General features: G+C 39.8%; 22 protein-coding genes. 12 read left to right on the top strand and 10 right to left on the bottom strand.

The window, feature by feature from the left end:
• The first annotated feature begins 139 nt into the window (after positions 1-139).
• Complete coding sequence (miaB, locus tag JMN12_RS11615; RefSeq protein ID WP_203139353.1) at positions 140-1,588, top strand: tRNA (N6-isopentenyl adenosine(37)-C2)-methylthiotransferase MiaB; 1,449 nt, start codon at positions 140-142, stop codon at positions 1,586-1,588.
• Between the two features lie 29 nt (positions 1,589-1,617).
• Here the strand turns inward: miaB and JMN12_RS11610 are convergent, their stop codons facing one another.
• The gene (locus JMN12_RS11610) at positions 1,618-2,118 is read right to left on the bottom strand and encodes a lipocalin family protein (RefSeq protein ID WP_203093205.1); all 501 of its coding nucleotides are present in this window, start codon (positions 2,116-2,118) and stop codon (positions 1,618-1,620) included.
• 43 nt (positions 2,119-2,161) lie between these two features.
• Complete coding sequence (locus JMN12_RS11605) at positions 2,162-2,356, bottom strand: hypothetical protein (protein ID WP_203139350.1); 195 nt, start codon at positions 2,354-2,356, stop codon at positions 2,162-2,164.
• 213 nt (positions 2,357-2,569) lie between these two features.
• On the opposite strand from JMN12_RS11605, the gene JMN12_RS11600 reads away from it, so the two are divergent.
• The 4 genes from JMN12_RS11600 to metF are packed head-to-tail and all read left to right on the top strand — an operon-like array spanning position 2,570 to position 7,551.
• Complete coding sequence (locus tag JMN12_RS11600; protein ID WP_203139347.1) at positions 2,570-3,547, top strand: alpha/beta fold hydrolase; 978 nt, start codon at positions 2,570-2,572, stop codon at positions 3,545-3,547.
• A gap of 56 nt (positions 3,548-3,603) precedes the next feature.
• Positions 3,604-6,015: a bifunctional aspartate kinase/homoserine dehydrogenase I gene (thrA, locus tag JMN12_RS11595; protein WP_203139344.1), complete on the top strand. Its 2,412-nt coding sequence runs from the start codon at positions 3,604-3,606 to the stop codon at positions 6,013-6,015.
• An 11-nt stretch (positions 6,016-6,026) separates the two neighbouring features.
• The gene (locus JMN12_RS11590) at positions 6,027-6,620 is read left to right on the top strand and encodes a GrpB family protein (RefSeq protein WP_203139340.1); all 594 of its coding nucleotides are present in this window, start codon (positions 6,027-6,029) and stop codon (positions 6,618-6,620) included.
• Positions 6,598-7,551 (top strand): methylenetetrahydrofolate reductase [NAD(P)H], encoded by a 954-nt coding sequence (gene metF, locus JMN12_RS11585; protein WP_009410407.1) that lies wholly within the window; start codon positions 6,598-6,600, stop codon positions 7,549-7,551. The genes JMN12_RS11590 and metF overlap by 23 nt, the downstream gene beginning before the upstream one ends.
• 20 nt (positions 7,552-7,571) lie before the next feature.
• Here the strand turns inward: metF and yihA are convergent, their stop codons facing one another.
• Both yihA and JMN12_RS11575 read right to left on the bottom strand, forming a co-directional pair.
• Positions 7,572-8,171, bottom strand: a complete 600-nt coding sequence (yihA, locus tag JMN12_RS11580) for a ribosome biogenesis GTP-binding protein YihA/YsxC (RefSeq protein WP_203139337.1) — start codon at positions 8,169-8,171, stop codon at positions 7,572-7,574.
• Positions 8,168-8,932, bottom strand: a complete 765-nt coding sequence (locus JMN12_RS11575; protein WP_203139334.1) for an alpha/beta fold hydrolase — start codon at positions 8,930-8,932, stop codon at positions 8,168-8,170. Before JMN12_RS11575 ends, yihA begins: the two co-directional genes overlap by 4 nt.
• Positions 8,933-9,204: 272 nt before the next feature.
• Here JMN12_RS11575 and JMN12_RS11570 point away from each other — a divergent pair, with 272 nt between their 5' ends.
• The gene (locus JMN12_RS11570) at positions 9,205-9,816 is read left to right on the top strand and encodes a hypothetical protein (protein ID WP_238423897.1); all 612 of its coding nucleotides are present in this window, start codon (positions 9,205-9,207) and stop codon (positions 9,814-9,816) included.
• Between the two features lie 42 nt (positions 9,817-9,858).
• Here the strand turns inward: JMN12_RS11570 and JMN12_RS11565 are convergent, their stop codons facing one another.
• The gene (locus JMN12_RS11565; protein ID WP_203139331.1) at positions 9,859-11,484 is read right to left on the bottom strand and encodes a S8 family peptidase; all 1,626 of its coding nucleotides are present in this window, start codon (positions 11,482-11,484) and stop codon (positions 9,859-9,861) included.
• Positions 11,485-11,655: 171 nt separating this feature from the next.
• Here JMN12_RS11565 and JMN12_RS11560 point away from each other — a divergent pair, with 171 nt between their 5' ends.
• The 6 genes from JMN12_RS11560 to JMN12_RS11535 all read left to right on the top strand — a co-directional run bounded on the left by JMN12_RS11560 (position 11,656) and on the right by JMN12_RS11535 (position 17,696).
• Positions 11,656-12,921: an MFS transporter gene (locus tag JMN12_RS11560; protein WP_088595026.1), complete on the top strand. Its 1,266-nt coding sequence runs from the start codon at positions 11,656-11,658 to the stop codon at positions 12,919-12,921.
• A gap of 3 nt (positions 12,922-12,924) precedes the next feature.
• A complete protein-coding gene (locus tag JMN12_RS11555) occupies positions 12,925-13,395 on the top strand; it encodes a CYTH domain-containing protein (RefSeq protein WP_203139328.1) in 471 nt (156 codons plus the stop codon).
• 87 nt (positions 13,396-13,482) lie between these two features.
• On the top strand, positions 13,483-13,665 hold the full coding sequence (locus JMN12_RS11550) for a hypothetical protein (protein WP_203081999.1): 183 nt from the start codon (positions 13,483-13,485) through the stop codon (positions 13,663-13,665).
• Positions 13,649-14,206 (top strand): GNAT family N-acetyltransferase, encoded by a 558-nt coding sequence (locus tag JMN12_RS11545; protein WP_203139325.1) that lies wholly within the window; start codon positions 13,649-13,651, stop codon positions 14,204-14,206. The genes JMN12_RS11550 and JMN12_RS11545 overlap by 17 nt, the downstream gene beginning before the upstream one ends.
• 24 nt (positions 14,207-14,230) lie before the next feature.
• Positions 14,231-16,867 carry a valine--tRNA ligase gene (locus tag JMN12_RS11540; RefSeq protein WP_203139322.1) on the top strand — a complete coding sequence of 879 codons (2,637 nt, stop codon included), beginning with the start codon at positions 14,231-14,233 and terminating at the stop codon, positions 16,865-16,867.
• Positions 16,868-16,880: 13 nt separating this feature from the next.
• On the top strand, positions 16,881-17,696 hold the full coding sequence (locus JMN12_RS11535; protein ID WP_203139303.1) for a 2,3,4,5-tetrahydropyridine-2,6-dicarboxylate N-succinyltransferase: 816 nt from the start codon (positions 16,881-16,883) through the stop codon (positions 17,694-17,696).
• Positions 17,697-17,774: 78 nt separating this feature from the next.
• Here the strand turns inward: JMN12_RS11535 and JMN12_RS11530 are convergent, their stop codons facing one another.
• The 5 genes from JMN12_RS11530 to JMN12_RS11510 form a co-directional block, all read right to left on the bottom strand.
• Complete coding sequence (locus JMN12_RS11530; protein ID WP_203139300.1) at positions 17,775-19,253, bottom strand: hypothetical protein; 1,479 nt, start codon at positions 19,251-19,253, stop codon at positions 17,775-17,777.
• Positions 19,254-19,265: 12 nt separating this feature from the next.
• A complete protein-coding gene (locus tag JMN12_RS11525; RefSeq protein ID WP_203139297.1) occupies positions 19,266-20,075 on the bottom strand; it encodes a TrmH family RNA methyltransferase in 810 nt (269 codons plus the stop codon).
• 56 nt (positions 20,076-20,131) lie between these two features.
• Complete coding sequence (locus tag JMN12_RS11520; protein WP_009413761.1) at positions 20,132-20,329, bottom strand: hypothetical protein; 198 nt, start codon at positions 20,327-20,329, stop codon at positions 20,132-20,134.
• A gap of 94 nt (positions 20,330-20,423) precedes the next feature.
• Positions 20,424-22,196 carry a signal peptide peptidase SppA gene (gene sppA / locus JMN12_RS11515; protein WP_203139295.1) on the bottom strand — a complete coding sequence of 591 codons (1,773 nt, stop codon included), beginning with the start codon at positions 22,194-22,196 and terminating at the stop codon, positions 20,424-20,426.
• A 49-nt stretch (positions 22,197-22,245) separates the two neighbouring features.
• On the bottom strand, positions 22,246-22,950 hold the full coding sequence (locus JMN12_RS11510; protein ID WP_198466364.1) for a phosphoadenylyl-sulfate reductase: 705 nt from the start codon (positions 22,948-22,950) through the stop codon (positions 22,246-22,248).
• Position 22,951 lies beyond the last annotated feature (1 nt).

Here is a 22,951-nt window from a genome sequence, read left to right as displayed (position 1 = left end):
ATTATTAGTTCAAAGCGCAAAGGTAATAAATATTTTAGAAATAGCAAAATAGCTATTAGTCCTCTTTTGCTACTTATCAATTGTTAATTATCAATTGTTTTGTATCTTTGCGCCCTCAATTCAGAAACTCAAAACCTCTATGGCTAAAGAAATAGACGAAAGTAAACAAGGGCAAAGCCTTGTACTACAAGCTGATAACAACAATTCCAAAAAACTATACATCGAGAGTTATGGTTGCCAAATGAATTTCTCCGACAGTGAAATTGTGGCTTCTATCCTTTCCAAAGCGGGCTATAACACTACCGACACGGTTGATGAAGCCGATTTGGTGCTCATCAACACCTGTTCGGTGCGCGAAAAGGCAGAACAAACTATTCGCAAGCGCTTGGAACAGTTCAATGTGTACAAACGCAAGAAACCAACGATGAAAGTGGGCGTATTGGGTTGTATGGCTGAAAGGGTAAAACACGCTTTCCTTGAAGAGGAAAAAATTGTGGATATGGTAGTAGGTCCTGATGCTTATAAAGATTTACCCAATCTTCTTGAAGAAGTAGAAGAAGGTCGCGAGGCAGTGAATGTGATTCTCTCTAAAGATGAAACTTATGCTGATATTGCACCTATCCGTCTCAATAGCAATGGAGTAACAGCATTTGTATCGATTACACGTGGTTGCGACAATATGTGCACTTTCTGCATCGTGCCTTTCACTCGCGGACGTGAGCGCAGCCGTGATCCCTACTCTATCCTTAACGAAATAGCCGACCTCCAAGCGCGCGGCTTTAAAGAGGTGACTCTCTTGGGGCAAAATGTAGATAGTTACTTATGGTATGGCGGCGGACTCAAAAAGGATTTTAGCAAAGCAAGTGAGATGCAACAAGCTACTGCTATCAACTTCGCAAAACTCCTCGATATGGTGGCTACAGCTCAGCCTGAAATGCGCATCCGCTTTTCTACTTCTAATCCGCAGGATATGACCCTTGATGTGATTGACACAATGGCGAAACATCCTAATATTTGTAAGTATATCCACCTGCCAGTACAGAGCGGTAGCAATCGCATTCTCAAAGCAATGAACCGCCTCCACACTCGCGAAGAGTACTTCACACTCATCGATAGCATACGCGAACGCATCCCTGAATGTGCTATTTCGCAAGATATGATTGCTGGTTTCCCTACCGAAACTGAAGAAGATCACCGCGATACACTTTCGCTAATGGAATATGTGAAGTACGATTTTGGGTTTATGTTTGCTTATTCTGAGCGCCCTGGTACGTTAGCCGCTCGCAAAATAGAAGACGATGTACCTGAAGAGGTAAAAAAACGCCGTCTTGCTGAAATTATTGACTTACAACAAAAACACAGCTTGTACCGCACTCAAGCCCAAGTAGGTAAGGTTGTTGAAGTACTCATTGAGGGGACTTCTAAAAAATCAGCTAATGAATGGATGGGACGCAACACCCAAAACACGGTAGTTGTATTCCCCAAAGAAAATTATAAAGTAGGTGATTTTGTACTTGTAGAAGTAACAAATTGCACCTCAACAACCCTTATAGGAAAAGCGATAGGAATTAGTGATAAACGACAATAAAAAAGCTGCCCGTGAAGCAGCTTTTTTATTTATAGTTTTCGATAAGTAATTGTTACATTCAAAATATCATCAATAGTATAACCTTTTTCTTTAAGAGCTGGGTCATAAGGTATTTGAGAGTACAAAAATGTTTTAAGTTCACTATTGTATTTAAAAACAAACTGTGTGGAGGTGAGGCTAACAATATCATAAGCTTTAAGTACTACACCATTGCCATTATCTAAACATAGTTTATTATTTTCTACAAAATACTTTACGCTAGCTGTATTTTGCTGGCAATTACCTCCTTTAAAAATATGTTCTTCTGAAGTTAAAAACTCACCATAAAAGGTATATTTAGTCTTTTTGGAACATTCCATTTCTTCAATAGAAGTTATCTCTGAAAACAATTTACCATCAGGTAAAATCGACTTTTCATACACCCAAGTACCTTGTAATTCCTTAGGATGTTTGAAATCCTGATTATCATCTTTTTTTGAGCACGCTGCAAAAGCTATTACAGAGAGCAACATCAATAATATTTTTTTCATTGGTACAAAGTTTAAAATTCGCTACAAATGTACAAAAAATTATTTAGACAATGCTACAAGAGAATAGTATTTTTTCAGTAGGTGCATTATATTTATAGTAATAATCTACACATTCTTTCATTTTTTTTAACTCTTCAGCTGAAAATTTAGCCTTCAAAACTGTTATTTTTCTTTCATACCCTCCCTTTTTACCAAAGAAAATAAGTGTATAGTTACGAATGTTTATTTTGTTTAACAATTTTCATTATCTCGATAATTCTAAATGATTCGGTAAAGGTATAAGATTATTGGCAAATTAGTAAATTTAAACAATTCATTGTCAAAAACTTGTTTTATAAGAAAAACATTCTTACTTTTGCGCCGCTTTAATTACATATACAGAGTACATTACGTTTCAAATAGAAAAAATCGCTATTTGAAATAATAGTTACAGAAATATTCCCCATAATCTATGTCAGATATTTTGCATTATACTCTTACTGATTTTGTCACCTCCTACGGGGTGCGTATTCCTTCGCTTAGGTTGTATTACCAATGTTTTGGCTTACCGCTGGGAGAAGCACCCGTGGTGGTAGTAAACCACGCTTTTACAGGCAATTCACAAGTAACGGGTGAAAACGGCTGGTGGAAAGAAGCCATCGGTGAAGGGAAGTTGATTGATACCCTCAAATACACAGTAGTAGCTTTTAATATCCCTGGCAATGGTTTTGGAGCACGCGAAGAAGATATGATTCCTAACTATGAGCATTGGGCGGGTATAGATATAGCGCGTATTTTCAACCAAGGGCTCACCGAGCATTTAGGACTTAAAGAAGTATTTGCCCTTGTAGGGTGCTCGTTAGGTGGTGGTATTGCTTGGGAAATGGCAGCCCTCGCCCCTACCCTTTTCAAAGAATTGGTAATCGTAGCTGCCGATTGGAAAGCAACCGACTGGATTATAGGCAACTGCCTCTTGCAAGAGCAGATACTCAAAAACTCTACACACCCCTTGCACGATGCACGCCTCCACGCGATGTTGTGTTACCGCACTCCTCAATCGTTGAAACTGAAGTTTGAGCGAACCACCAACATTCCGTTGCAGTTGTACAATGTAGAAACGTGGCTTTTACACCACGGAGAGAAGCTACACAAACGCTTCTCACTCTCCGCCTACAAACTGATGAACCAATTGGTAAAAACGATAGATATTTCAAAAGAACGCGGTAGTTTTGCCGAGGCTGTAGCGCCTATCACCGCACACATTACCATCGTAAGCACCGATTCCGACTTGTATTTCGTTCCTCAAGAGAACCGCGATACCGTAACTGAACTCCGTGAAATGGGCAAACCCGTAGATTATTACGAAATCCACTCCGTACACGGTCACGATGCTTTCCTAATAGAACACAAACAGTTAGAACAGTATTTAAAAAAAGTGTTCGTTAGGTAAGAGATAAGAGGTAAGAATTTGTTAATTGTTAATTTTCAATTGTTAATTGTTATAAGATGAAGATATTAAAATTTGGTGGAAAATCACTTGCCAATGACGGCATTGAAAAGGTGATTGATATTATCATTACTTCACATAAAGAACCTCTATCGGTAGTAGTCTCAGCGCGAGGCAACACTACCGATGAATTAGAAGCTTTGCTCGAAAAGGCGAGTAAAGGCGAGGACTATACAGCCGACTTTCAACAACTGAAAGACGAACAACAGTATAACGATAGTGTATCGTTTGAGCCTGAATTTCAGTTGCTCGAAAAACTCCTTGAAGGCGTTTCGCTACTGAAAGACTACAGCCCTAAGACCAAAGATTTGGTATTAGCACAAGGTGAACTGATGTCTGCTAAGCTTGTGGCAACACTACTTCAGCAAAAAGGCTTGGAAAGTACTTTTGTGGATAGCCGTGAAATCTTCAAAACTGATGCTGTAGTAGGCAATGCACAAATCATCAATTCAGTATCCGAAAAACTCACTCGTGACCGCTTTGCAACCATTCCACCTAATTTTGTGGCAGTGGTTACGGGCTTTATCGCTTCCACCGAAAAAGGCGACACTACTACCTTAGGGCGCAATGGCAGTAACTATTCGGCAGCACTTTTGGCTAACTACCTCAACGCTTCCGAACTGCAAAACTACACCCACGTCGACGGTATCTTCACTGCCAATCCTGAGTTAGTACCCGAAGCCAAAATTATACGTCATCTTTCTTACGAAGAAGCCAATGAATTAGCTAACTTTGGAGCTTCTATACTTCACGCTAAAACCATTATCCCACTCATTGAAAAAGGCATTCCGCTGCGTATCAAAAACACTTTCAACAGTGAGGATGCCGGCACACTCATTCACCAAGAAAGCGTGCAAGAAGGTATCAAATCGATTTCTGTAATTAAAGACAATGCCCTTATCGTGATGGAAGGTCGCGGACTCTTGGGCAAAGTGGGCGTAGATGCTCGTATTTTTAAAGCGCTCGCACAAAAAGGTATCAGTGTGAGTATCATCTCGCAAGGGTCATCGGAGCGCGGGGTAGGCTTAGTCGTAGCTTCTAAAGATGCTAAACTTGCCAAAGCTGCTATAGACGAGGAATTCTCACACGACTTCTACACCAATGATGTGAGCAGTGTGAGTATCGTAGAAGATGTAGCTGTAATTTCTATCGTAGGACAACCGCTTGCTACTTTCCACCACCCTTATAACGCTTTGATACGCAACCAAATCGTTCCTTTGCTCATCAATAATGCCGTAACGGGCAAAAACGTGAGTTTGGTACTCAAAACCGAAAAACTCCACAAGGCATTGAACGTAATTCACGGTGAAATCTTTGGGGTTTCACGCCGTATCAACTTGGTAATCTTTGGTAAAGGTACCGTAGGGGCTACCCTCATCGACCAAGTGATTGCCGCACACGACAATATACTCCACCGCAAGAACATCAGTTTGCGTATCGTTGCTATCGCCAATTCACAACAACTGCTCACCAATGCAAAAGGAATTGGCAGTCATTGGCGTTCTGCCTTCGATAAAGAAGCTGTGCCTTATAGTTTTGACACTTTGCAAGCCTTTGTAGATAAACATCACTTGGAGAACCTTATCGCCGTAGATGTAACCGCCAGCAAAACCTTTGTAGACAACTATATCCCACTTATCAAGAGCGGTTACGACTTGGTTTCAGCTAATAAAATAGCAAATACTATTTCATTTGACTTTTACCAAGAACTGCGCAAAACTCTCAAACAACACCAAAAAACTTATCTCTACGAAACCAATGTAGGGGCAGGCTTACCATTGATAGACACCATTCGCCTCTTGCATCATTCGGGTGAGAATATCACCCGTATTAAGGGAATTTTCTCAGGAACACTCAGCTATTTGTTCAACACCTTTTCAGCGGAAAACAAGCCGTTTAGCGAGGTGCTCCAGCACGCTATCAACAGCGGTTATACCGAACCCGACCCTCGTGAAGACCTCTGTGGTAACGATGTAGGGCGCAAACTGCTCATCTTAGCCCGCGAGCTTGATTTAGGCAATGAGTTCACCGATGTGAAGATACAAAACCTTATCCCCGAGCATTTGAGAGAAGGCTCAGTGGAAGACTTTTTGCAACGTTTAGAAGAGTTCAATGCGCCTTATCAGCAAATCAAAGAAGCGCAAGCACCCGACCACGTACTGCGTTATGTAGGCGACCTTCACGGCGACTTAGCTTCTACCGAAACGGTTCAGTTAGACGTATCGCTCGTATCGGTTCCGCGCAACAGTGCCCTCGGTCAGGTAAAAGGTGCTGACTCTATTTTTGAGATTTACACCGAATCTTACGGCGATAACCCTATCGTGATACAAGGAGCAGGCGCAGGCGCTTCGGTAACCGCACGTGGGGTATTTGGCGATATTTTAAGATTAGCAGAGAAAAGTAGGTTTTAGGGGTTAGCACTATGAATCAAGAAGAAAATCCTTTGTTAAAGATGTCGTTGCAGGAATTGTGGCAACTGTTCCCTATCAATCTTACACAGCACAACCCTTTGTGGAAAGAATGGTATGAGGAAGAACGCAATTTCCTTTTAAAACAATTGCCCTCTAACGAAGTGGTACGGCTAAGCCATATAGGCAGTACCGCTGTGGAAGGAATACAAGCCAAACCTATTGTAGATATGTTATTAGAAGTGAAAAAGGACAGTTCATTTCAGAAGCTAAAAGAAGTCATTTTACAATCAGGTTATCTATGTATGAATGAAACAAACGATAGGATTTCTTTTAATAAAGGCTATACTATTAATGGGTTTGCAGAACGTGTGTTTCATCTGCATTTGCGTTATGAAGGCAATAATGACGAACTCTATTTTCGCGATGAACTGCAAGCACACCCATCGGTAGCCAAAGATTATGAAAGGCTTAAATTATCACTTTGGAAACCTTTTGAGCACGACCGAGATGCTTATACCGCTCACAAAACAGACTTTGTGAAACAATATACACTGATAGCAAAAGAAGAATTTAAAGGAAAATATGAAAATAACAGACCATATTAAGAATGCCAAAGGAAAAACGCTCTTCTCCTTTGAAGTAGTACCTCCTAAAAAGGGAAATAATATTGAAGAACTATACCGAAACATAGACCCCCTAATGGAGTTCAATCCTCCGTTTATAGATGTAACTACTTCACGCGAGGAGTATTATTACATTGAACACCCTAATGGGCTATTGGAAAAGAAAGTAACCCGTATGCGCCCTGGTACAGTGGGTATTTGTGCGGCTATTCAGCATAAATATAAGGTAGATACTGTACCACACGTGCTTTGTGGTGGTTTTTCAAAAGAAGAAACTGAGTATCTATTGGTAGATTGCCTCTACTTGGGTATTGATAACGTAATGGCATTGCGTGGTGATGCGATGAAAGAACAACGCTACTTTCAGCCTACTGAGGGCGGACATACCTACGCTACCGAACTCGTTACTCAAATCAGCAATTTGAACAAGGGGATTTACCTCAATGGTATTGCTGCCGACCATAAGGCTAATTTCTGTATAGGGGTAGCAGGTTACCCTGAAAAACACATTGAAGCCCCCTCACTCACCTCGGACTTGGCGCGCCTAAAAGAAAAGGTAGATGCTGGTGCCGACTATGTGGTAACACAGATGTTTTTTGACAATCAGAAGTATTTTGAGTTTGTAGAGAAAGCCAAAGAAGCAGGCATCAATGTACCTATCATACCAGGGATTAAACCTATTGCTATTAAAAAGCACCTCAACCTACTGTCACAAGCCTTTAAAATAGATTTCCCCGAAGAGCTCATCAAAGCAGTAGAATCCTGCAAGAACAACAACGAGGTAAAACAAGTGGGTATAGAGTGGGCAATTCAGCAGAGTAAAGAGCTGAAAGCCGCTGGGGTACCTGTTTTGCACTACTATTCAATGGGAAAATCGGATAATATAGTGAAGGTAATATCAGAAGTATTCTAACAATTGACAATTGTTAATTATCAATTGTCAATTGATTTATTGATTTGTTCGATGTAATGGGTTAGTTCTTCTTTGCCGGTTTTGTTTTCGGCTGAAGTGACGAAGTAAGGCGGAAATTCTTCCCAAGTTTCGAGGAGTACTTGTTGATAAGCAGCTATATTGCGTTCAATAGCTAAAGGTTTGAGTTTATCAGCTTTGGTAAAAACAATAGCAAACGGAATGTCGTGTTCGCCTAACCATTGCATAAACTCTACATCTATCTTCTGAGGTTCGTGGCGCACATCTACTAATACAAATGCACATACCAATTGTTGCCGTTCTTCAAAATATTTAGTAATAAATTGCTGAAATACCTTTTTAGTTTCTTTGGATACCCTTGCATAACCATAACCAGGGAGGTCTACTAAAAACCAACTATTATCTATTTTGAAGTGATTGATGAGTTGGGTTTTCCCAGGGCGACCTGAAGTTTTAGCCAAATTCTTGTGATTGGTAAGCATATTGATAAGCGACGATTTCCCTACATTGGAACGCCCTATAAAAGCATATTCAGGTAAGTTTTCCTTGGGGCATTTACTCACCTGAGAGTTACTCATCACAAATTCAGCTTTTTTTATCATCTTACCTCCTTATTTTCAAGCCACTTATTTAAAATATCATTGAACTGTTGAGGATGTTCCATCATTGGAGCGTGACCACATTTGTCTATCCAGTGCAGTTCGGAATTAGGTAATAATTCGTGGAATTCTTCAGCTACTTTAGGAGGAGTTACATTGTCGTTCTTACCCCAGATGAGGCAAGTAGGGGTTTCCATTTTAGGCAAATCTTTTGCCATATTATTGCGGATAGCACTTTTGGCAAGCGCCAAAGTTTTGATGAGTTTAGAACGATCGGAGATATTAGCAAATACCTCATCTACAATTTCTTTAGTAGCTACAGCAGGGTCGTAGAACACTTCTTCGCATTTCTTTTTGATGAAATCGTAATCACCACGGCGTGGATAACCATCGCTCATTGCTTTCTCGTACAATCCAGAACTACCTGTAAGCACTAATCCGAGTACGTTTTTAGGGTGCATTTTAGCATAGAGCAAGCCTACGTGTCCGCCAAGCGAATTGCCAAGCAGGATTACTTTTTCAAACTTCTTGTGTTTGATGAATTTCTGTATATATTTAGCCAATGTTTTCACTGAAGTTGTGAGCAAAGGCATAGAGAAGAGAGGCAGTTCGGGGACTACCACTTTATATTTATGGGAAAAAAAAGAAACTACTTCTTCAAAGTTACTAAGCCCACCCATCAAGCCGTGTAAGATAATGATAGGAGTGCCCTCACCTTTTTCGATGTATGTAAATTTACCTTCTTTTTTTACTTCTACTGTCATCGGTTTTTATCAAAAAGTTTTTTTGAGCTACAAAGGTAATATTTTTATTTTTATTTGCGTGCAGGAAAGTGAAAATATTTTTTACTCTTTTTTGTAAATAGCTGTTTATTAAGTAAATAGGATTTAAGTAGTATAGATTAAAGAAGTGGTAGAAGAAAGAAAATAAGAGTTAGGCGTTAAATTATTGTTAATATTTAAACGATATTGTGGTCGTTTATAACATTTATATTACATTTGCAATCTATTAAAAATTATTATAAAATAATTAGATTATGATGGATTTTCTAAAGAATCTTCAGAATATGATGGGAGGATCGGCTGAAGATATGCAAAAACAAATGGAGCAAATGCAACAGCAAATGCAACAACAAATGAATGCTGCTATGGGGGGTGGCAACGAAAAAAGAGGTTGGCAACCTGATGAAGGTGTGTACTACGCTAAAGGTGAGTACGATGATGCCATAGAGTACAACAACGAAATTGTGTGTATCACCAATGGTTGTACAGATGAAATGGCTGAAATGAACGACGCTATGGACGACAACGATTTCAACCGCGCTGAAGAAGTGCGTTTGCAATGGATTGAAGACCTTGTAACTTTCAAAGAAGAAGTACGCAAACTCGGTGCTTACAAAGGTGATACTTCATTGCTTGAAGCTGCTATCAAATTCTTTGATAATTACGATGCTTTGATGAAAGATGGTTACAAAACCCTTATCCAAATGCGTTTAAAAGGCTTGAAAGGTACTCCAGAAGAGCAAGCTCAACTCAATAAAAACAACGCTTTTATAGTAAAAACTGCCGAAGATTTCAATGCGGTAAGCGATGAGTTCATTGAGCGTTATGAGGACGAAGACGATGACGATGATGACGATGACGAATAAAAAAAGCTGCCTTAAGGCAGCTTTTTTTGAACTATTATCTGATTATTTCAATTTAACGTTTGCCATTTTCGCCGCCATTATCACAGCGTTTTTAGCATTTACAATAGTTCCAGTTGTAGAAAGTTCACTAAAGTTCTTTTCTGGACGTTTTTTGCCATCGCCTTTATCTTCACCTACATATACATTCATATTCACTTTCACGCCTGAATCCATAATGATTTTCTTCACTTGGGCAGCTGTAAGGCTTGGGAAGTAAGAACGCAACAAGGCTGCTATTCCTGCTACTTCAGGCGATGCCATTGAAGTACCTTGTAAGAATTGGTATTTGTTGTTAGGAACAGTCGCGTAGATTTTTACCCCTGGGGCAAATACATCGACGTTGCGTTTGCCATAGTTTGAAAATTCGGCTACTAAATTCTTGTTGAACTGATAGTTGAGAGCTCCTACAGTAAGGAAATTATCAGAGATTTCTTTTTTGTTTACCTCGTCGTTAGGGTAAGTATCTTTCACGTCGATATCTTGAGAGTCGTTACCAGCAGCGTTTACGATCAGTACATCTTTAGAAGCTGCGTATTTGATAGCATCATACACCCACTCTTTGTGAGGAGAAAAACCTTTACCAAAGCTGGTGTTGATTACTTTAGCACCGTTGTCTACTGCATAACGCAAAGCAAGAGCGACATCTTTGTCGTATTCATCACCATCGGGAACGGCACGTACTGGCATAATCCATACGCTATTAGCAACTCCATCCATACCGATGCCGTTGTTGCGTTCAGCAGCAATGATTCCTGCTACGTGAGTACCGTGAAGAGCTTCTTTGCTATCAGGGCCTATTACGTTATTGTTGCCGTAATATTTTTTAGAAAAGTCGTTTTCGTCGTCTTTCAAGATTGTTTTACGCGGACTGAAGTCTAAACCCAAGTGATATTTAAGTTTAGTATCGAAATAGTCTACGCCCTCTTTCAATTCTTTTTTAATTTCTTCATTATCGTTAGCGCGAGCCAAAAGTTCTTTCATAAAGCCTATCATATCGGTAGTCATTGCGTCATAAGACTTTCCTTTGGTAGCTTTTTCGATATCTTCGAGGGTATAAGTATCTTTACCTACGATTTTGCGTACGGCTTTATCGGCGAAATCAGCAGTTTCGATAAGCTGTTGATAGAAAGCCTTAGTGCGTTTTGCTTCAGAGGCTTCTGTTTCGTACTCTTCTTTAGCGCGGGCATAATCAGGGTTTTTAGTATTTTTAGTTTTGTAGATACGGGTCATTTCGGTATTTTCTTGAATGATATTACCGAGGAAGTTCCAACCGTGAATATCGTCTACATAGCCGTTTTTATCGTCGTCTTTACCATTGTTAGGAATTTCGGCAGTGTTTGTCCAAATCACGTTTTTAAGGTCTTCGTGATTGATATCTACACCAGAATCTACCACCCCTACGATAATTTTTTTAGGAGTAAGATTTTTTAGGAGGGCATAAGCCTCATCTAAGTTAATACCTGGGAATTTTTGTTTAAAACCTTGGTGAGGCCAGTTTTTGAGAGTGTCGTCGCTGTATTTTTTTTCAGCAAAAGCAGAAGTAGGAGCTTTGTCTAACGCGCCCTTAGTAGTGCCGCAACTCGCTAATAATAAGGCTGCTGAAGTTGCTAAAATAAATGATTTTTTCATTCTTTGTTAATTATGATTTTTTTGAGTTATATGAAAAACTTTGCAAAGGTAATAAATAATTGACAATTAGCAATTAATAATTAACAATTATTTTTGTTAATTGTTAAAATAGTCGTACATTTGTCGGATTTTTTTAACAAACACATAAAAACATATTAAACAACAACTGTTATGAAAAAGAAAAATCCTATTACTTGGGTGCCTACTGCCTATTTTGCTATGGGGTTACCTATGATTATGCTCACTCTGGTAGCTTCAGTATTTTTTGAAGATTTAGGAATTCCTAAGTCACAACACACTTTTTGGACAGGTTGGATTATTTTACCGTGGTCACTAAAACCTATCATTAGTATTATAATGGAACTTTTCGGTACGAAACGGCAGTATATTTTTATCACCGAACTTATATCAGCAGTTGCTTTTGGAGCTATTGTCTTCTCGCTGCCCCTGCCTAATTTCTTCACTATGGTATTAGTATTTATGGGAATCATTGCCCTAAGTGGTTCTACTCACGATATTGCTCTTGATGGAATGTATATGGAACAGCTTGATGTAGCTACCCAAAGTGCTTATTCAGGCTGGCAAGGAGCTTTTTATAATATTGCCAAAGTATTGGCTAACGGAGGGCTTATTTTTTTAGCAGGCTGGTTAGTAACAGAACAAGGTTTTTCACAAGTAGCATCATGGCAGGTAGTTATGAGTATTTGTGCGGCTATTTTTGGCATTGTAGGGGTTTATCATTTTTATATGTTACCTCGCGATGTGAAACCAAAAACTACTGGTGATTTTTCAGAAAAAATGAATGAACTTGGAAGTATCATCGTTGATTTCTTTCGGAAAAAACATATTTGGTATTACCTTATTTTTATCTTTTTATATCGCTTTGCTGAAGGTTTTGTAATGAAAATATTTCCTTTATTCCTCAAAGGGAAAGTTGCTGAAGGAGGTTTAGAGCTCAGCAATGAACAAGTAGGTTTTATCTATGGTACAGCGGGAGTTATAGCTTTTATTACGGGCTCTATTTTAGCAGGGCATTACGTATCAAAAGTAGGGCTCAAAAAATCCCTTTTTATTCTCGTTTGTGCTTATAATATTCAATTTATAGTATATTTGTTATTGGCATATTTCCAGCCTACCCATCTCACTACTATTGCACTTGGTGTGATAGGTGAAAACTTTGGTTATGGTTTTGGGGCAGTAGGACTTACTCTCTTCATTATGCAACAAGTAGCTCCTGGTAAAAATCAGATGACGCATAATGCTTTTGGTAATAGTTTAGCGATGTTATCTTTAGCTTTATCAGGAATGGCAAGTGGAGCATTGAGCGAATCTTTAGGGTATTTAGGTTTCTTCCTCTTAGCCATCGTATTAATAATTCCTTCCATAACACTCGCTTGGTATGTACCTTTCTCTCACAAAAGTCACACAGAAGTATAATCTATGTTACAAGAAATAGAACGCAAATTCAAGGTGAAAAGCAACACTTATAAAGCGCTTGCTACTAAGGCGATACGCATCACACAAGGCTATTTGAGTTCGGTGCCAGAGCGCACAGTGAGAGTACGCCTAAAAGGCGATGAAGCATTCCTCACTATAAAGGGCGGTAGCAACGAGAGCGGCACCACGCGTTTTGAGTGGGAGAAAGCCATTGCAGTAGCCGATGCTGAGCAACTGCTCACTCTTTGTGAAAAGGGAGTGATAGACAAAACCCGTTATCTCGTGCCTTGTGGCGAGTTGTGTTTTGAAGTAGATGAGTTCTATGGAGACAATGAAGGATTAGTGATTGCTGAGATAGAATTACCCTCTGAAAACACCCCTTTTGAGCGTCCCGAATGGTTAGGCGAGGAAGTAACCAATGAGGCGCGTTATTACAATGCTATGCTTAGCAAAAATCCCTACAAAAATTGGTGAACTGAAATAATTGACAATTGATAATTGTTAATTGTCAATTAATCACTACCTTTGCACCCAAAATCAACACATTAGAAAAATAATATTATGGCAAGAGATATTTTACCTACTCCCGTATTGGAGGGAGAAGAAGTCATAGCATTCTACAACAAGTTAGCAAACTTTAAAGAGAATTTAAAGAAAAAAGGCATTACTTGGGAAGTAATCCAAGAAGATGCAAAACGTTTAAAATCAATTTTTAAAGAAAACCCAGATGTTGAAAAGAAATAGCTTAGAGGGTTTATCTTTCTTTCAACTAAAAGAAAATTACCCTATCAAACCTTTTGACTGTGAAGATGATGATTTGAATGATTTCCTGTTCAATAAAGCATTACTATATCAAAAAGAACTGCTTGCTACCACCTTTATCATTGAAGATAAAGAACGTACTTTAGGCTACTATAGTGTACTCAACGATAGTTTGCAACTCAAGGAAGAAGATTTTCCATCAAAGAGTAAATACAAAAAGTTTTTAAGTCATCTAATTCCTCACCCTAAACGACATTTGAAAAGTGTGCCTGCTGTAAAAATAGGACGTTTAGCCGTTGATAAAACTTACAAGGGCAAGGGATTAGGAATGATTTTTATTCGCAATGTTATACGTGATTGCGTTGATTTAAACAAAAAGATAGCTTGCAGACTTATCACAGTAGATGCCTATAAAGGAGCTTTAACCTTCTACCAAAAGTTAGGTTTTGAATTCTTAACTGAAAAAGACAACAATGATGACATTCGCCAGATGTTCTTTGATTTAACAAACCTTGATAATTAATAGCAAATCGACAAATCGATACGTATGACAGAACCTAAAAAATACAATCCTACAGAATTAGAAGAAAAATGGTATGCCTATTGGCTTGCCCACAACTATTTTCACTCAACCCCCGATGAGCGTACCCCCTATACCATTGTGATTCCGCCCCCTAACGTTACAGGGGTGCTCCATATGGGACACATGCTCAACAATACCATTCAAGATGTACTTATCCGCCGTGCTCGCCTCAAAGGCTTCAACGCTTGCTGGGTGCCAGGTACTGACCACGCTTCTATTGCAACAGAGGCTAAAGTGGTGGCAAAAATCAAAGAACAAGGCATTAAAAAATCTGACCTTACTCGTGAGGAGTTTCTCGTACACGCTTGGGAATGGACACACCAATACGGGGGAGTAATCCTCGAACAACTCAAAAAATTGGGTTGCTCTTGCGACTGGGAGCGCACTAAATTCACAATGGACGAGGAGCTTTCGGCTTCGGTTATCAAAGTGTTTGTAGATTTGTACAACAAAGGACAAATATACCGCGGACATCGTATGGTGAACTGGGATCCAGAGGCTAAGACCACCCTTTCTGACGAGGAGGTGATTTACGAAGAACGTCAAGGATTTTTATATCATTTGAAATATCAAATCGAAGGGACAAATGAGTACCTTATCATTGCTACAACGCGCCCTGAAACGATTTTTGGCGATACGGCTATCTGTATCAACCCTAATGATGAGCGTTGGCAACACCTGAAAGGCAAAAAAGCGATTGTGCCTATCTGCAACCGCGTAATTCCGATTATCGAAGATGAGTATGTAGATGTAGAATTTGGTACAGGTTGCCTGAAAGTAACCCCAGCCCACGACCCTAATGACAAGGTTTTGGGCGACAAGCACCAGTTAGAAGTGATTGATATTTTCAATGATGATGCAACCCTTAATCACTACGGTTTACACTATGCTGGCAAAGACCGCTTTGTAGTGCGCAAAGAGATAGTAGCCGAATTAGAAGAAAAAAACTTACTCGCTAAAAAAGAGACTTATACTAACAAAGTGGGGACGTCAGAGCGTACCAAAGCCGTGATAGAACCCCGCCTTTCCGACCAGTGGTTCCTCAAAATGGACACCCTTATCCAACCTGCTATCAAGGCGGTATTGGAAGACGAAAGCATCAAACTATATCCTAAAAAGTTTGAAAATACTTATCGCCATTGGGTAGAGAACGTACGCGATTGGAATATCTCACGCCAATTGTGGTGGGGACAACAGATTCCTGCTTACTACTACGGCGAAGGTAAAGACCAATTTGTAGTAGCCAAAACTAAGGCAGAAGCCCTCGCTTTGGCTAAAGAAAAGAGCGGTAATGCACATCTTACTGAAGCCGATTTGCGACAAGATGAAGATGCCCTCGATACTTGGTTCTCGTCTTGGTTATGGCCTATGAGTGTGTTCAACGGTATTTTAGAGCCTAACAACCCTGAAATTGAGTATTATTACCCTACTAACGATTTGGTAACAGGACCTGATATCCTTTTCTTTTGGGTAACCCGAATGATCGTAGCAGGTTTTGAGTACAAAGGCGAGCGTCCGTTTAGCAATGTGTATCTTACCGGATTAGTGCGCGATAAGCAACGCCGCAAGATGTCAAAATCTTTAGGCAACTCGCCCGATGCGCTCAAACTCATCGCCGATTACGGTGCTGATGGCGTGCGCGTGGGGCTCTTGCTCTCATCGGCAGCAGGTAATGACTTGCTGTTTGACGAAGCCCTTTGTCAGCAAGGAAAAGGATTTGGCAACAAATTGTGGAATGCTTTCCAATTGGTAAAAGGATGGCAAGTGGATAGCTCAGTAGCACAACCTGCAGCTGCTCAGCTCGCTTTGCAATGGTTTGAAGCGAAGTTCAACGCAGTACTCACCGAAGTAGAAGACCATTTTAAGAAATATCGCATCTCCGATGCCCTAATGGCAATCTATAAACTTGCTTGGGACGACTTCTGTGCGTGGCTTTTGGAAATGGTAAAACCCGAATACGGCAAACCGATGGACAAAGACACTTATGAGGGCGTGGTAGCCGCTTTTGAGAATTTACTAAAACTCCTCCACCCCTTTATGCCATTCCTTACCGAGGAAATATGGCAAAGTTTAGCGCCTCGTACCCCTAAACAAGCCCTTATCGTGGCTACCTACCCCACTGTACAGCCGTACGACGAAAAACTATTGGCAGAATTTGATTTTGCTGCCGAAGTGATAGCAGGTATCCGCACGGTGCGCAAAGAGAAGAATATACCTTTCAAAACACCGCTTAGCCTTTCGGTATTAAACAAAGAGCAAATGAGCAATCGTTTTGATGTGGTACTTAGCAAAATGGGCGGACTTAAGGCTATTACCGAAGTGAGTACAGCCATAGAAGGTGCAATGTCTTTCCGCGTAAAAGCTAATGAATACTTTATCCCAATGGAAGGGGCAGTGAATGTAGAAGAGGAACTTAAAAAACTACAAGAGGAACTTACCTATACACAAGGCTTTTTAGCCTCAGTACGCAAGAAACTTTCTAATGAGAAGTTTGTAAATTCAGCGCCTGCTCAAGTAGTAGATAACGAGCGCAAAAAAGAAGCTGATGCATTAGCGAAAATTGAAACACTTGAAAAAGCGATAAGAGCAATTAACAGTTAACAATTATAATAAAATGGAACACTTAAAACAAATGATAGACGAAGCGTGGGAAAATCGCTCTCTGCTTCGTGAGGAAATTGTACAACAGACTATCCGTGAGGTGATTCACCTCTTAGATTTAGGTCAGTTGCGAGTGGCAGAGCCTACTGCCGATGGCTGGAAAGTAAACGAATGGGTAAAAAAAGCGGTTGTGCTTTACTTCCCTATCCAAAATATGAAACCCGTAGAGGTGGGTATCTTTGAGTTCCACGATAAGATTCCGCTCAAACACAACTACGATGAGAAAGGAGTGCGCGTAGTACCACCTGCTGTAGCACGTCGTGGTGCTTTTATTGCCAAAGGCGCTATACTGATGCCCAGCTATGTGAATATAGGGGCTTATGTAGATGAAGGTACAATGGTAGATACGTGGGCTACTGTGGGTAGTTGCGCTCAGATAGGCAAACACGTGCACCTGAGTGGTGGCGTAGGTGTAGGAGGTGTATTAGAACCCTTGCAAGCAGCTCCCGTGATAGTAGAAGATGGGGCTTTCATCGGGTCGCGTTGTATCTTGGTAGAAGGAGTGCACATAGGCAAAGAAGCGGTACTTGGTGCTAATGTAGTGCTTACAGCCTCTACTAAAATCATTGATGTAACGGGTAGCGAACCTAAAGAACTGAAAGGCTATGTACCTGAACGCTCAGTAGTGATTCCTGGTAGTTACACCAAGCACTTCCCAGCAGGTGATTACCAAGTACCTTGTGCCCTTATCATCGGGCAGCGTAAAGCCTCAACCGATAAGAAAACTTCACTAAACGATGCTCTAAGAGAATATGGAGTTTCTGTTTAGGTAACAAGTAACAGATAATAAGTAACAGGTAAAAAAAGCTGTCTAACATATCTTCCTTGTTAGACAGCTTTTTGTATTTCATTTTTTATAGTTAAAAAAGTATTCTTTAAAGGTGCGGATATCAAGATAGCCTTGTTTACCGTTTTTAGTAATGCGGTAGAAAGAATTAGTAAGAGGTTGAATCGTATCGTATAAAGGTTTTTCTTGCTCAGGATAGATACCTACTTTGCCATTTTTATAAATGTATACTAATTGATCTTCGCGTTTTTCTATCTTGTCAAAAGTAATAGGAAGTAGTACATTTGCCTCTAAAGGTTGAGAATCTTCGTGATATGGATAGTTCATCAGTCCGTATTTTCCATTTTTCTTCACTACAACACAGTAGCCTGAGGGTGTTTTTACTTTTCTTATAAAAGGAAGTTCAGCTCCTAAGCTGAGCAGAGAAAGTTCTTCGTCGGCAGTACGGTCTATAAGAGGGAATTTTTTATCTTGGAATCCTTCTATATGATATGCTAATAACAATGTATAAGGATGAGGCGCTGTAGTATCTTTTTCAATACTAACCGAAACATCGTGTTTCCCTACAGGACACCAATTTTCTAATTTCATATCTACTCTTCTCAGTGGCTTCTTTTCACTAAAACTATAATAATAAGCACCTTTTGAGGTGAGAATTTCTACATAATCATAGCTATTGTACAAATAGAGTGCTTTTATTCCTTTTATAGGTTGTTTTTCCAATAACAGATTATACACACTGAACTCATTGGCTTTCTTTCCTACAATAGCATAATCATTGAAATAGAGTGTATCATAAGTTTGAGATAGCAACTTAGTCCCCAACTTATTGATGAGTTCATAACCGTTGTTGCGTTTGTAAGGAATAAACATCCCTTTAGAATAGAAGTTACTAAAATTTGCGTAATACGAAACTTTAATAGGTGAGGTAGGTTCTAATGGAACATTAGCCCCTTTAAACCAATCGGTAATAAATCTATTTTCATTTTTTAAGGGAATGATAATAGCGTGATTATATAGCATATAAGCTTTTTTTTCGTCACTAAAATTTAGCACTAAAGGGATAGAAAAATAATGCCTATCGGGGAAAAAGTATTCTTTTCCTTCAATAGTTTTATGAGAAAAAAGTTGTATAGCCCCTAAGTTTTCACTAAAAAATTTCACTATAGGAGTAGTGGTATATTGACGTAGTTGCCCAAAAAAAGTAAAATCTTTTTTAATAAAATCCTTGAATTGAGTAGGGCGAATATCTTTTATATGAATCAACTGTAATCCTTTCTTTTGGAGCTCATCAAAGAGAATGGGATTATCAGTGGAGTGCCAACTGAGTTTTGACAACCAACTCTCTTCTTGAATTTTTTCTCTATCTTCATTTAGCTGCATTCTCAAAAGCATATCTTCTCCTTTTTGCTGATAGAAATAGATGTGCCCCTTAGAATCATAGGCTATAACATCTATCTGAGAAGAAGGCAAGGTATATTGCGCTTCCACTGATAAACTACAAAAGAATAGAAAAAGGATTGTTATGAGGTGTTTCATATTCGTAATTCGTTATTCGTAGTTCGTCATTACTCTTTGGCGTTTTGCCTCAAAGATGAGTACAGCAGCCGCTACCGATACATTCATAGAGTCGATTACCCCTTCCATTGGGATGATGATATTCTGGGTACTGTGTTTGAGCCATTCATCGGTGAGACCTTGGTCTTCTGTGCCTACTACTATGGCTGAGCCTTCGCTAAACGACACTTCGTAGTAAGGCTTAGATGCCGTGAGAGCCGCACAATAACTATTGATGTTTTTAGCTTTCAAAAAATCAATGACCTCAACAGTAGTACCTGTGGCGATAGGCACCGTAAACACACAGCCCACACTCGAGCGGATGACATTCGGGTTGTAGAGGTCGGTTTTAGGGTTGGCGATAATCACAGCATCTATATGGGCAGCATCGGCAGTACGGAGGAGCGCCCCTATATTTCCTGGTTTTTCGGGAGCTTCGGCTACTAATAGCAAAGGTTTTTTAGTGCTGAATGCCAAAGTGTCTAAACCGTGTTTTTTTACTTCTACCAAAGCTATCACCCCCTCAGTAGAACTGCGATAGCTAATCTTCTCATACACTTCTTTGCTGATAGCAATAGGCGTGAGTTTTTGGGTAGTATAACCGAGCAATTCGGTGAGTTGCCTTTCACTGAAGATATCAGGTTGATACAAGAGCGTTTCAAGGGTATAGTTACCTTGTAAAGCTAAACGTATTTCGCGTGCGCCTTCTACTACACATAAACTTTGTTTTTTACGTTCGCGTGATTTTTCACTCAAAAGAGCGATTTTTTTTATTAGGGGGTTTTGAGTACTGGTGATGTTCATTTTTAGATAAGAGGTAAGAAGTAAGAAAAAGCTACCTACTTACGTAGGCAGCTTTATTATTTATCCATAAGCACCTTGCAGTGTGAAAGTTCGGGCTTATTTTTAGTATAGGCATCAAGCCAAACTTTTAGTTCTTCTACTTCGTAGGGCAATAGTCTATCTATTGCTTTGTTAAGTTCTTTGTAGAATAAGTTTGGATCAAAACTTACCTTTGATAAAATCATTTTTGTGTATTCAAACATTGCACGTTTCATAATAGATAGGTTTTAATGTTTTTCTGTACAAATGTAGGTAATAAAAATGAGATAGGCAAGTTTAAAAATGTTAATTTTGTGTTAAATTTCGTAACTATTTCAGTTTCACATCGTATTCTAAACGGGCTTGTATGCCGCGTTGTTGAGCGATACGTTTCACTTGTTGATATACTTCATAAGCTTCTACTCCCATTTCGTTACGCAAATTTTCGCCTCTCAACTGAGCTCCAAAACGGCGGAACATTGCTTTGAAATCCATTTCGAATACAGGATAAGAAATAGTGCGATATTCTTTGAGTCCGTTATCTTTAGCGGCATAGGCGATGGCATCGTTAAGAGAGCCGAGTTCGTCTACCAAACCATTGGCAAGAGCTTCTTTACCGCTCCACACTCTGCCTTGTGCGATAGAGTCTATTTGAGCTACTGTTTTCCCACGTCCTTTGGCTACACGGTCTAAAAATACAGTATATACCTGTTCGATAGATTCAGTCATTTCTTTTCTGAATTGTTCAGTAGGCTTTTGATAAGGGCTATACCATTGAGCATTAGGGTGAGTGCTCACCGTTTCGGCAGTTATACCCCAATTAGTCGCTAAAGCATTTACGTTAGGAATCACTCCAAATACCCCGATAGAACCTGTAATGGTACCTGCTTCAGCAAAGATGCGATTGGCATTGCAAGCTATATAATATCCACCTGAAGCGGCGTAATTTCCCATAGATACATATACCTTCTTCTTCTTTTTAGTGATTTCTATTTCGCGATGCATCAGCTCTGAAGCTAAGGCATCACCACCGGGGGAATTGATACGGAGAACGATTGCTTTTACTTCTTTTTTATCGGCGGCTTTGCGCAAAGCACGGATAATGGTTTCGTTGCCCACTACTTCGGCACGCCCCTCGCCTTGCATAATTTCACCATCGGCGTAAATCACAGCGATTTTATCTTTAGTTTTATGGCTTGAGTTTTTACCTATCACAGCTTCGGCATAGTCTTCTATATTGATAAAATCTACTTTGTCAATACTTTTGCTACCTGTTTTATAGCATATAATTTTCTCGAACTCATCTCGGAAGAGGATATCGTCTACGAGTCCGTTGTTTTTAGCGAGCTGGGCAGTACGTCCGCCTACATTTGTAGCGATTTCGTTGAGTTTATCAACAGAGATATTGCGGCTTTGGGCGATATCGGCAGCGATAATACTCCACATTGCATTGAGCAGTTGTGTGATTTGCAAGCGGTTGTTGTCGCTCATTTTATTATCTAAGAAAGGTTCGACAGCGCTTTTGTATTTACCGTGGCGAATTACTTCCATTTGGATTCCTGTTTTTTCTTGCAAACCTTTGAAGAAGAGCACTTCGGAAGAGAGACCGCGGAGAGCAACGCTTCCGAGCTGACTTATATAAATTTTATCGGCGACACTTTGAAGATAGTAATCAAGTTGAGAAACTTCGTCGTTATAGGCTAAGACGAATTTACCAGAAGATTTGAAATCGATTAAGGCTTTACGGAGTTCTTGAGCAAACGCTAACCCCCCGATGTTACCCGTACTTTTGAGGTAAATACCTTTGATACGTTTATCGTTTTTGGCTTTTTGAATAGCTTTTAGAGTAGTGTTCAATCCGTTGTAAGACTGAGAGGTATAATCGAAATCTTTGAAGCTAATGCGCTCACTATAGTCGGTAAGTGGCTCGTTGAAAGCAAGTTCCAATACTGAATTATCCTTTACGGTTATTTCATCGCCAGAGGAACTTCCTACTACTGAACCTATCATCATAGAGATGAAGATGAGGAATAGGAGGAGGCATATTCCCATAGAGATAAAGAATCCGAGGATTGTAGCTAAGAGGGTTTTGAAAAAAGTCATATTATCAATTTGTCGATTTGTCGATTTGGTGATTTGCTTATTTGTTGATTTATTTGTGTTCGTGGAGTCCGCATTCTTTTTTGCTGTTACTTTCCCACCACCAGCGGCCAGCGCGGAAATCTTCACCTTCTTTGATAGCGCGGGTACAAGGGGCACATCCGATACTTACAAAACCTTTGTCGTGCAACACGTTGTAGGGGATATTATGCGCTTTGATGAAAGCTTTTGTATCCTCAAAAGTCCAATGGAGAATAGGATTATACTTAAATAGGTGATAGGTATCGTCCCACTCAAGTATTGGGAGGTCTTTGCGGGCTGTACTTTGGTCGGCACGCAAGCCTGTAACCCACACTTTTTTACCTTTGAGCGCGCGACTGAGAGGTTCTACCTTACGGATATGGCAGCACTCTTTGCGGAGTTCGACAGAGCGGTAGAAAGAGAGCGGTCCGTTTTTATGTACGTATTCTTCTATATCGTTTGCTTTAGGGTAATAAGGTTGAATGTAAGTGTGATAACGTTCATTGGTACTTTCCCAAACGGAGTAAGTTTCGTTGAACAAGCGCCCTGTATCCAAAGTAAAGATACTGATAGGGATTTGGTTTGCCAAAATAAGGTGACTAACTGCTTGATCTTCTAATCCAAAACTGGTAGAAAAGACAATTTCATTGGGGAATTGTTGAGCTAAGAAAGCGAGACCTTCTACTTCATTTTTTTGGAGGAGAGCATTATGGAGTGTTGTTAATTGTTCTTTCATA

It is taken from the genome of Capnocytophaga genosp. AHN8471 (assembly GCF_016806945.1).
Lineage (GTDB): Bacteria > Bacteroidota > Bacteroidia > Flavobacteriales > Flavobacteriaceae > Capnocytophaga > Capnocytophaga periodontitidis.
Note: the sequence above shows the minus strand (reverse complement) of the source record. Positions and strands in the feature narration are given on the sequence as shown.

Bases quoted from the DNA above. Each gene is read 5' to 3' on its own strand.
- miaB (WP_203139353.1), top strand. From the start codon at position 140: ATGGCTAAAGAAATAGACGAAAGTAAACAAGGGCAAAGCCTTGTACTA.
- JMN12_RS11610 (WP_203093205.1), bottom strand. From the start codon at position 2,118: ATGAAAAAAATATTATTGATGTTGCTCTCTGTAATAGCTTTTGCAGCG.
- JMN12_RS11600 (WP_203139347.1), top strand. From the start codon at position 2,570: ATGTCAGATATTTTGCATTATACTCTTACTGATTTTGTCACCTCCTAC.
- thrA (WP_203139344.1), top strand. From the start codon at position 3,604: ATGAAGATATTAAAATTTGGTGGAAAATCACTTGCCAATGACGGCATT.
- JMN12_RS11590 (WP_203139340.1), top strand. From the start codon at position 6,027: ATGAATCAAGAAGAAAATCCTTTGTTAAAGATGTCGTTGCAGGAATTG.
- metF (WP_009410407.1), top strand. From the start codon at position 6,598: ATGAAAATAACAGACCATATTAAGAATGCCAAAGGAAAAACGCTCTTC.
- yihA (WP_203139337.1), bottom strand. From the start codon at position 8,171: ATGATAAAAAAAGCTGAATTTGTGATGAGTAACTCTCAGGTGAGTAAA.
- JMN12_RS11575 (WP_203139334.1), bottom strand. From the start codon at position 8,932: ATGACAGTAGAAGTAAAAAAAGAAGGTAAATTTACATACATCGAAAAA.
- JMN12_RS11570 (WP_238423897.1), top strand. From the start codon at position 9,205: ATGATGGATTTTCTAAAGAATCTTCAGAATATGATGGGAGGATCGGCT.
- JMN12_RS11565 (WP_203139331.1), bottom strand. From the start codon at position 11,484: ATGAAAAAATCATTTATTTTAGCAACTTCAGCAGCCTTATTATTAGCG.
- JMN12_RS11560 (WP_088595026.1), top strand. From the start codon at position 11,656: ATGAAAAAGAAAAATCCTATTACTTGGGTGCCTACTGCCTATTTTGCT.
- JMN12_RS11555 (WP_203139328.1), top strand. From the start codon at position 12,925: ATGTTACAAGAAATAGAACGCAAATTCAAGGTGAAAAGCAACACTTAT.
- JMN12_RS11550 (WP_203081999.1), top strand. From the start codon at position 13,483: ATGGCAAGAGATATTTTACCTACTCCCGTATTGGAGGGAGAAGAAGTC.
- JMN12_RS11545 (WP_203139325.1), top strand. From the start codon at position 13,649: ATGTTGAAAAGAAATAGCTTAGAGGGTTTATCTTTCTTTCAACTAAAA.
- JMN12_RS11540 (WP_203139322.1), top strand. From the start codon at position 14,231: ATGACAGAACCTAAAAAATACAATCCTACAGAATTAGAAGAAAAATGG.
- JMN12_RS11535 (WP_203139303.1), top strand. From the start codon at position 16,881: ATGGAACACTTAAAACAAATGATAGACGAAGCGTGGGAAAATCGCTCT.
- JMN12_RS11530 (WP_203139300.1), bottom strand. From the start codon at position 19,253: ATGAAACACCTCATAACAATCCTTTTTCTATTCTTTTGTAGTTTATCA.
- JMN12_RS11525 (WP_203139297.1), bottom strand. From the start codon at position 20,075: ATGAACATCACCAGTACTCAAAACCCCCTAATAAAAAAAATCGCTCTT.
- JMN12_RS11520 (WP_009413761.1), bottom strand. From the start codon at position 20,329: ATGAAACGTGCAATGTTTGAATACACAAAAATGATTTTATCAAAGGTA.
- sppA (WP_203139295.1), bottom strand. From the start codon at position 22,196: ATGACTTTTTTCAAAACCCTCTTAGCTACAATCCTCGGATTCTTTATC.
- JMN12_RS11510 (WP_198466364.1), bottom strand. From the start codon at position 22,950: ATGAAAGAACAATTAACAACACTCCATAATGCTCTCCTCCAAAAAAAT.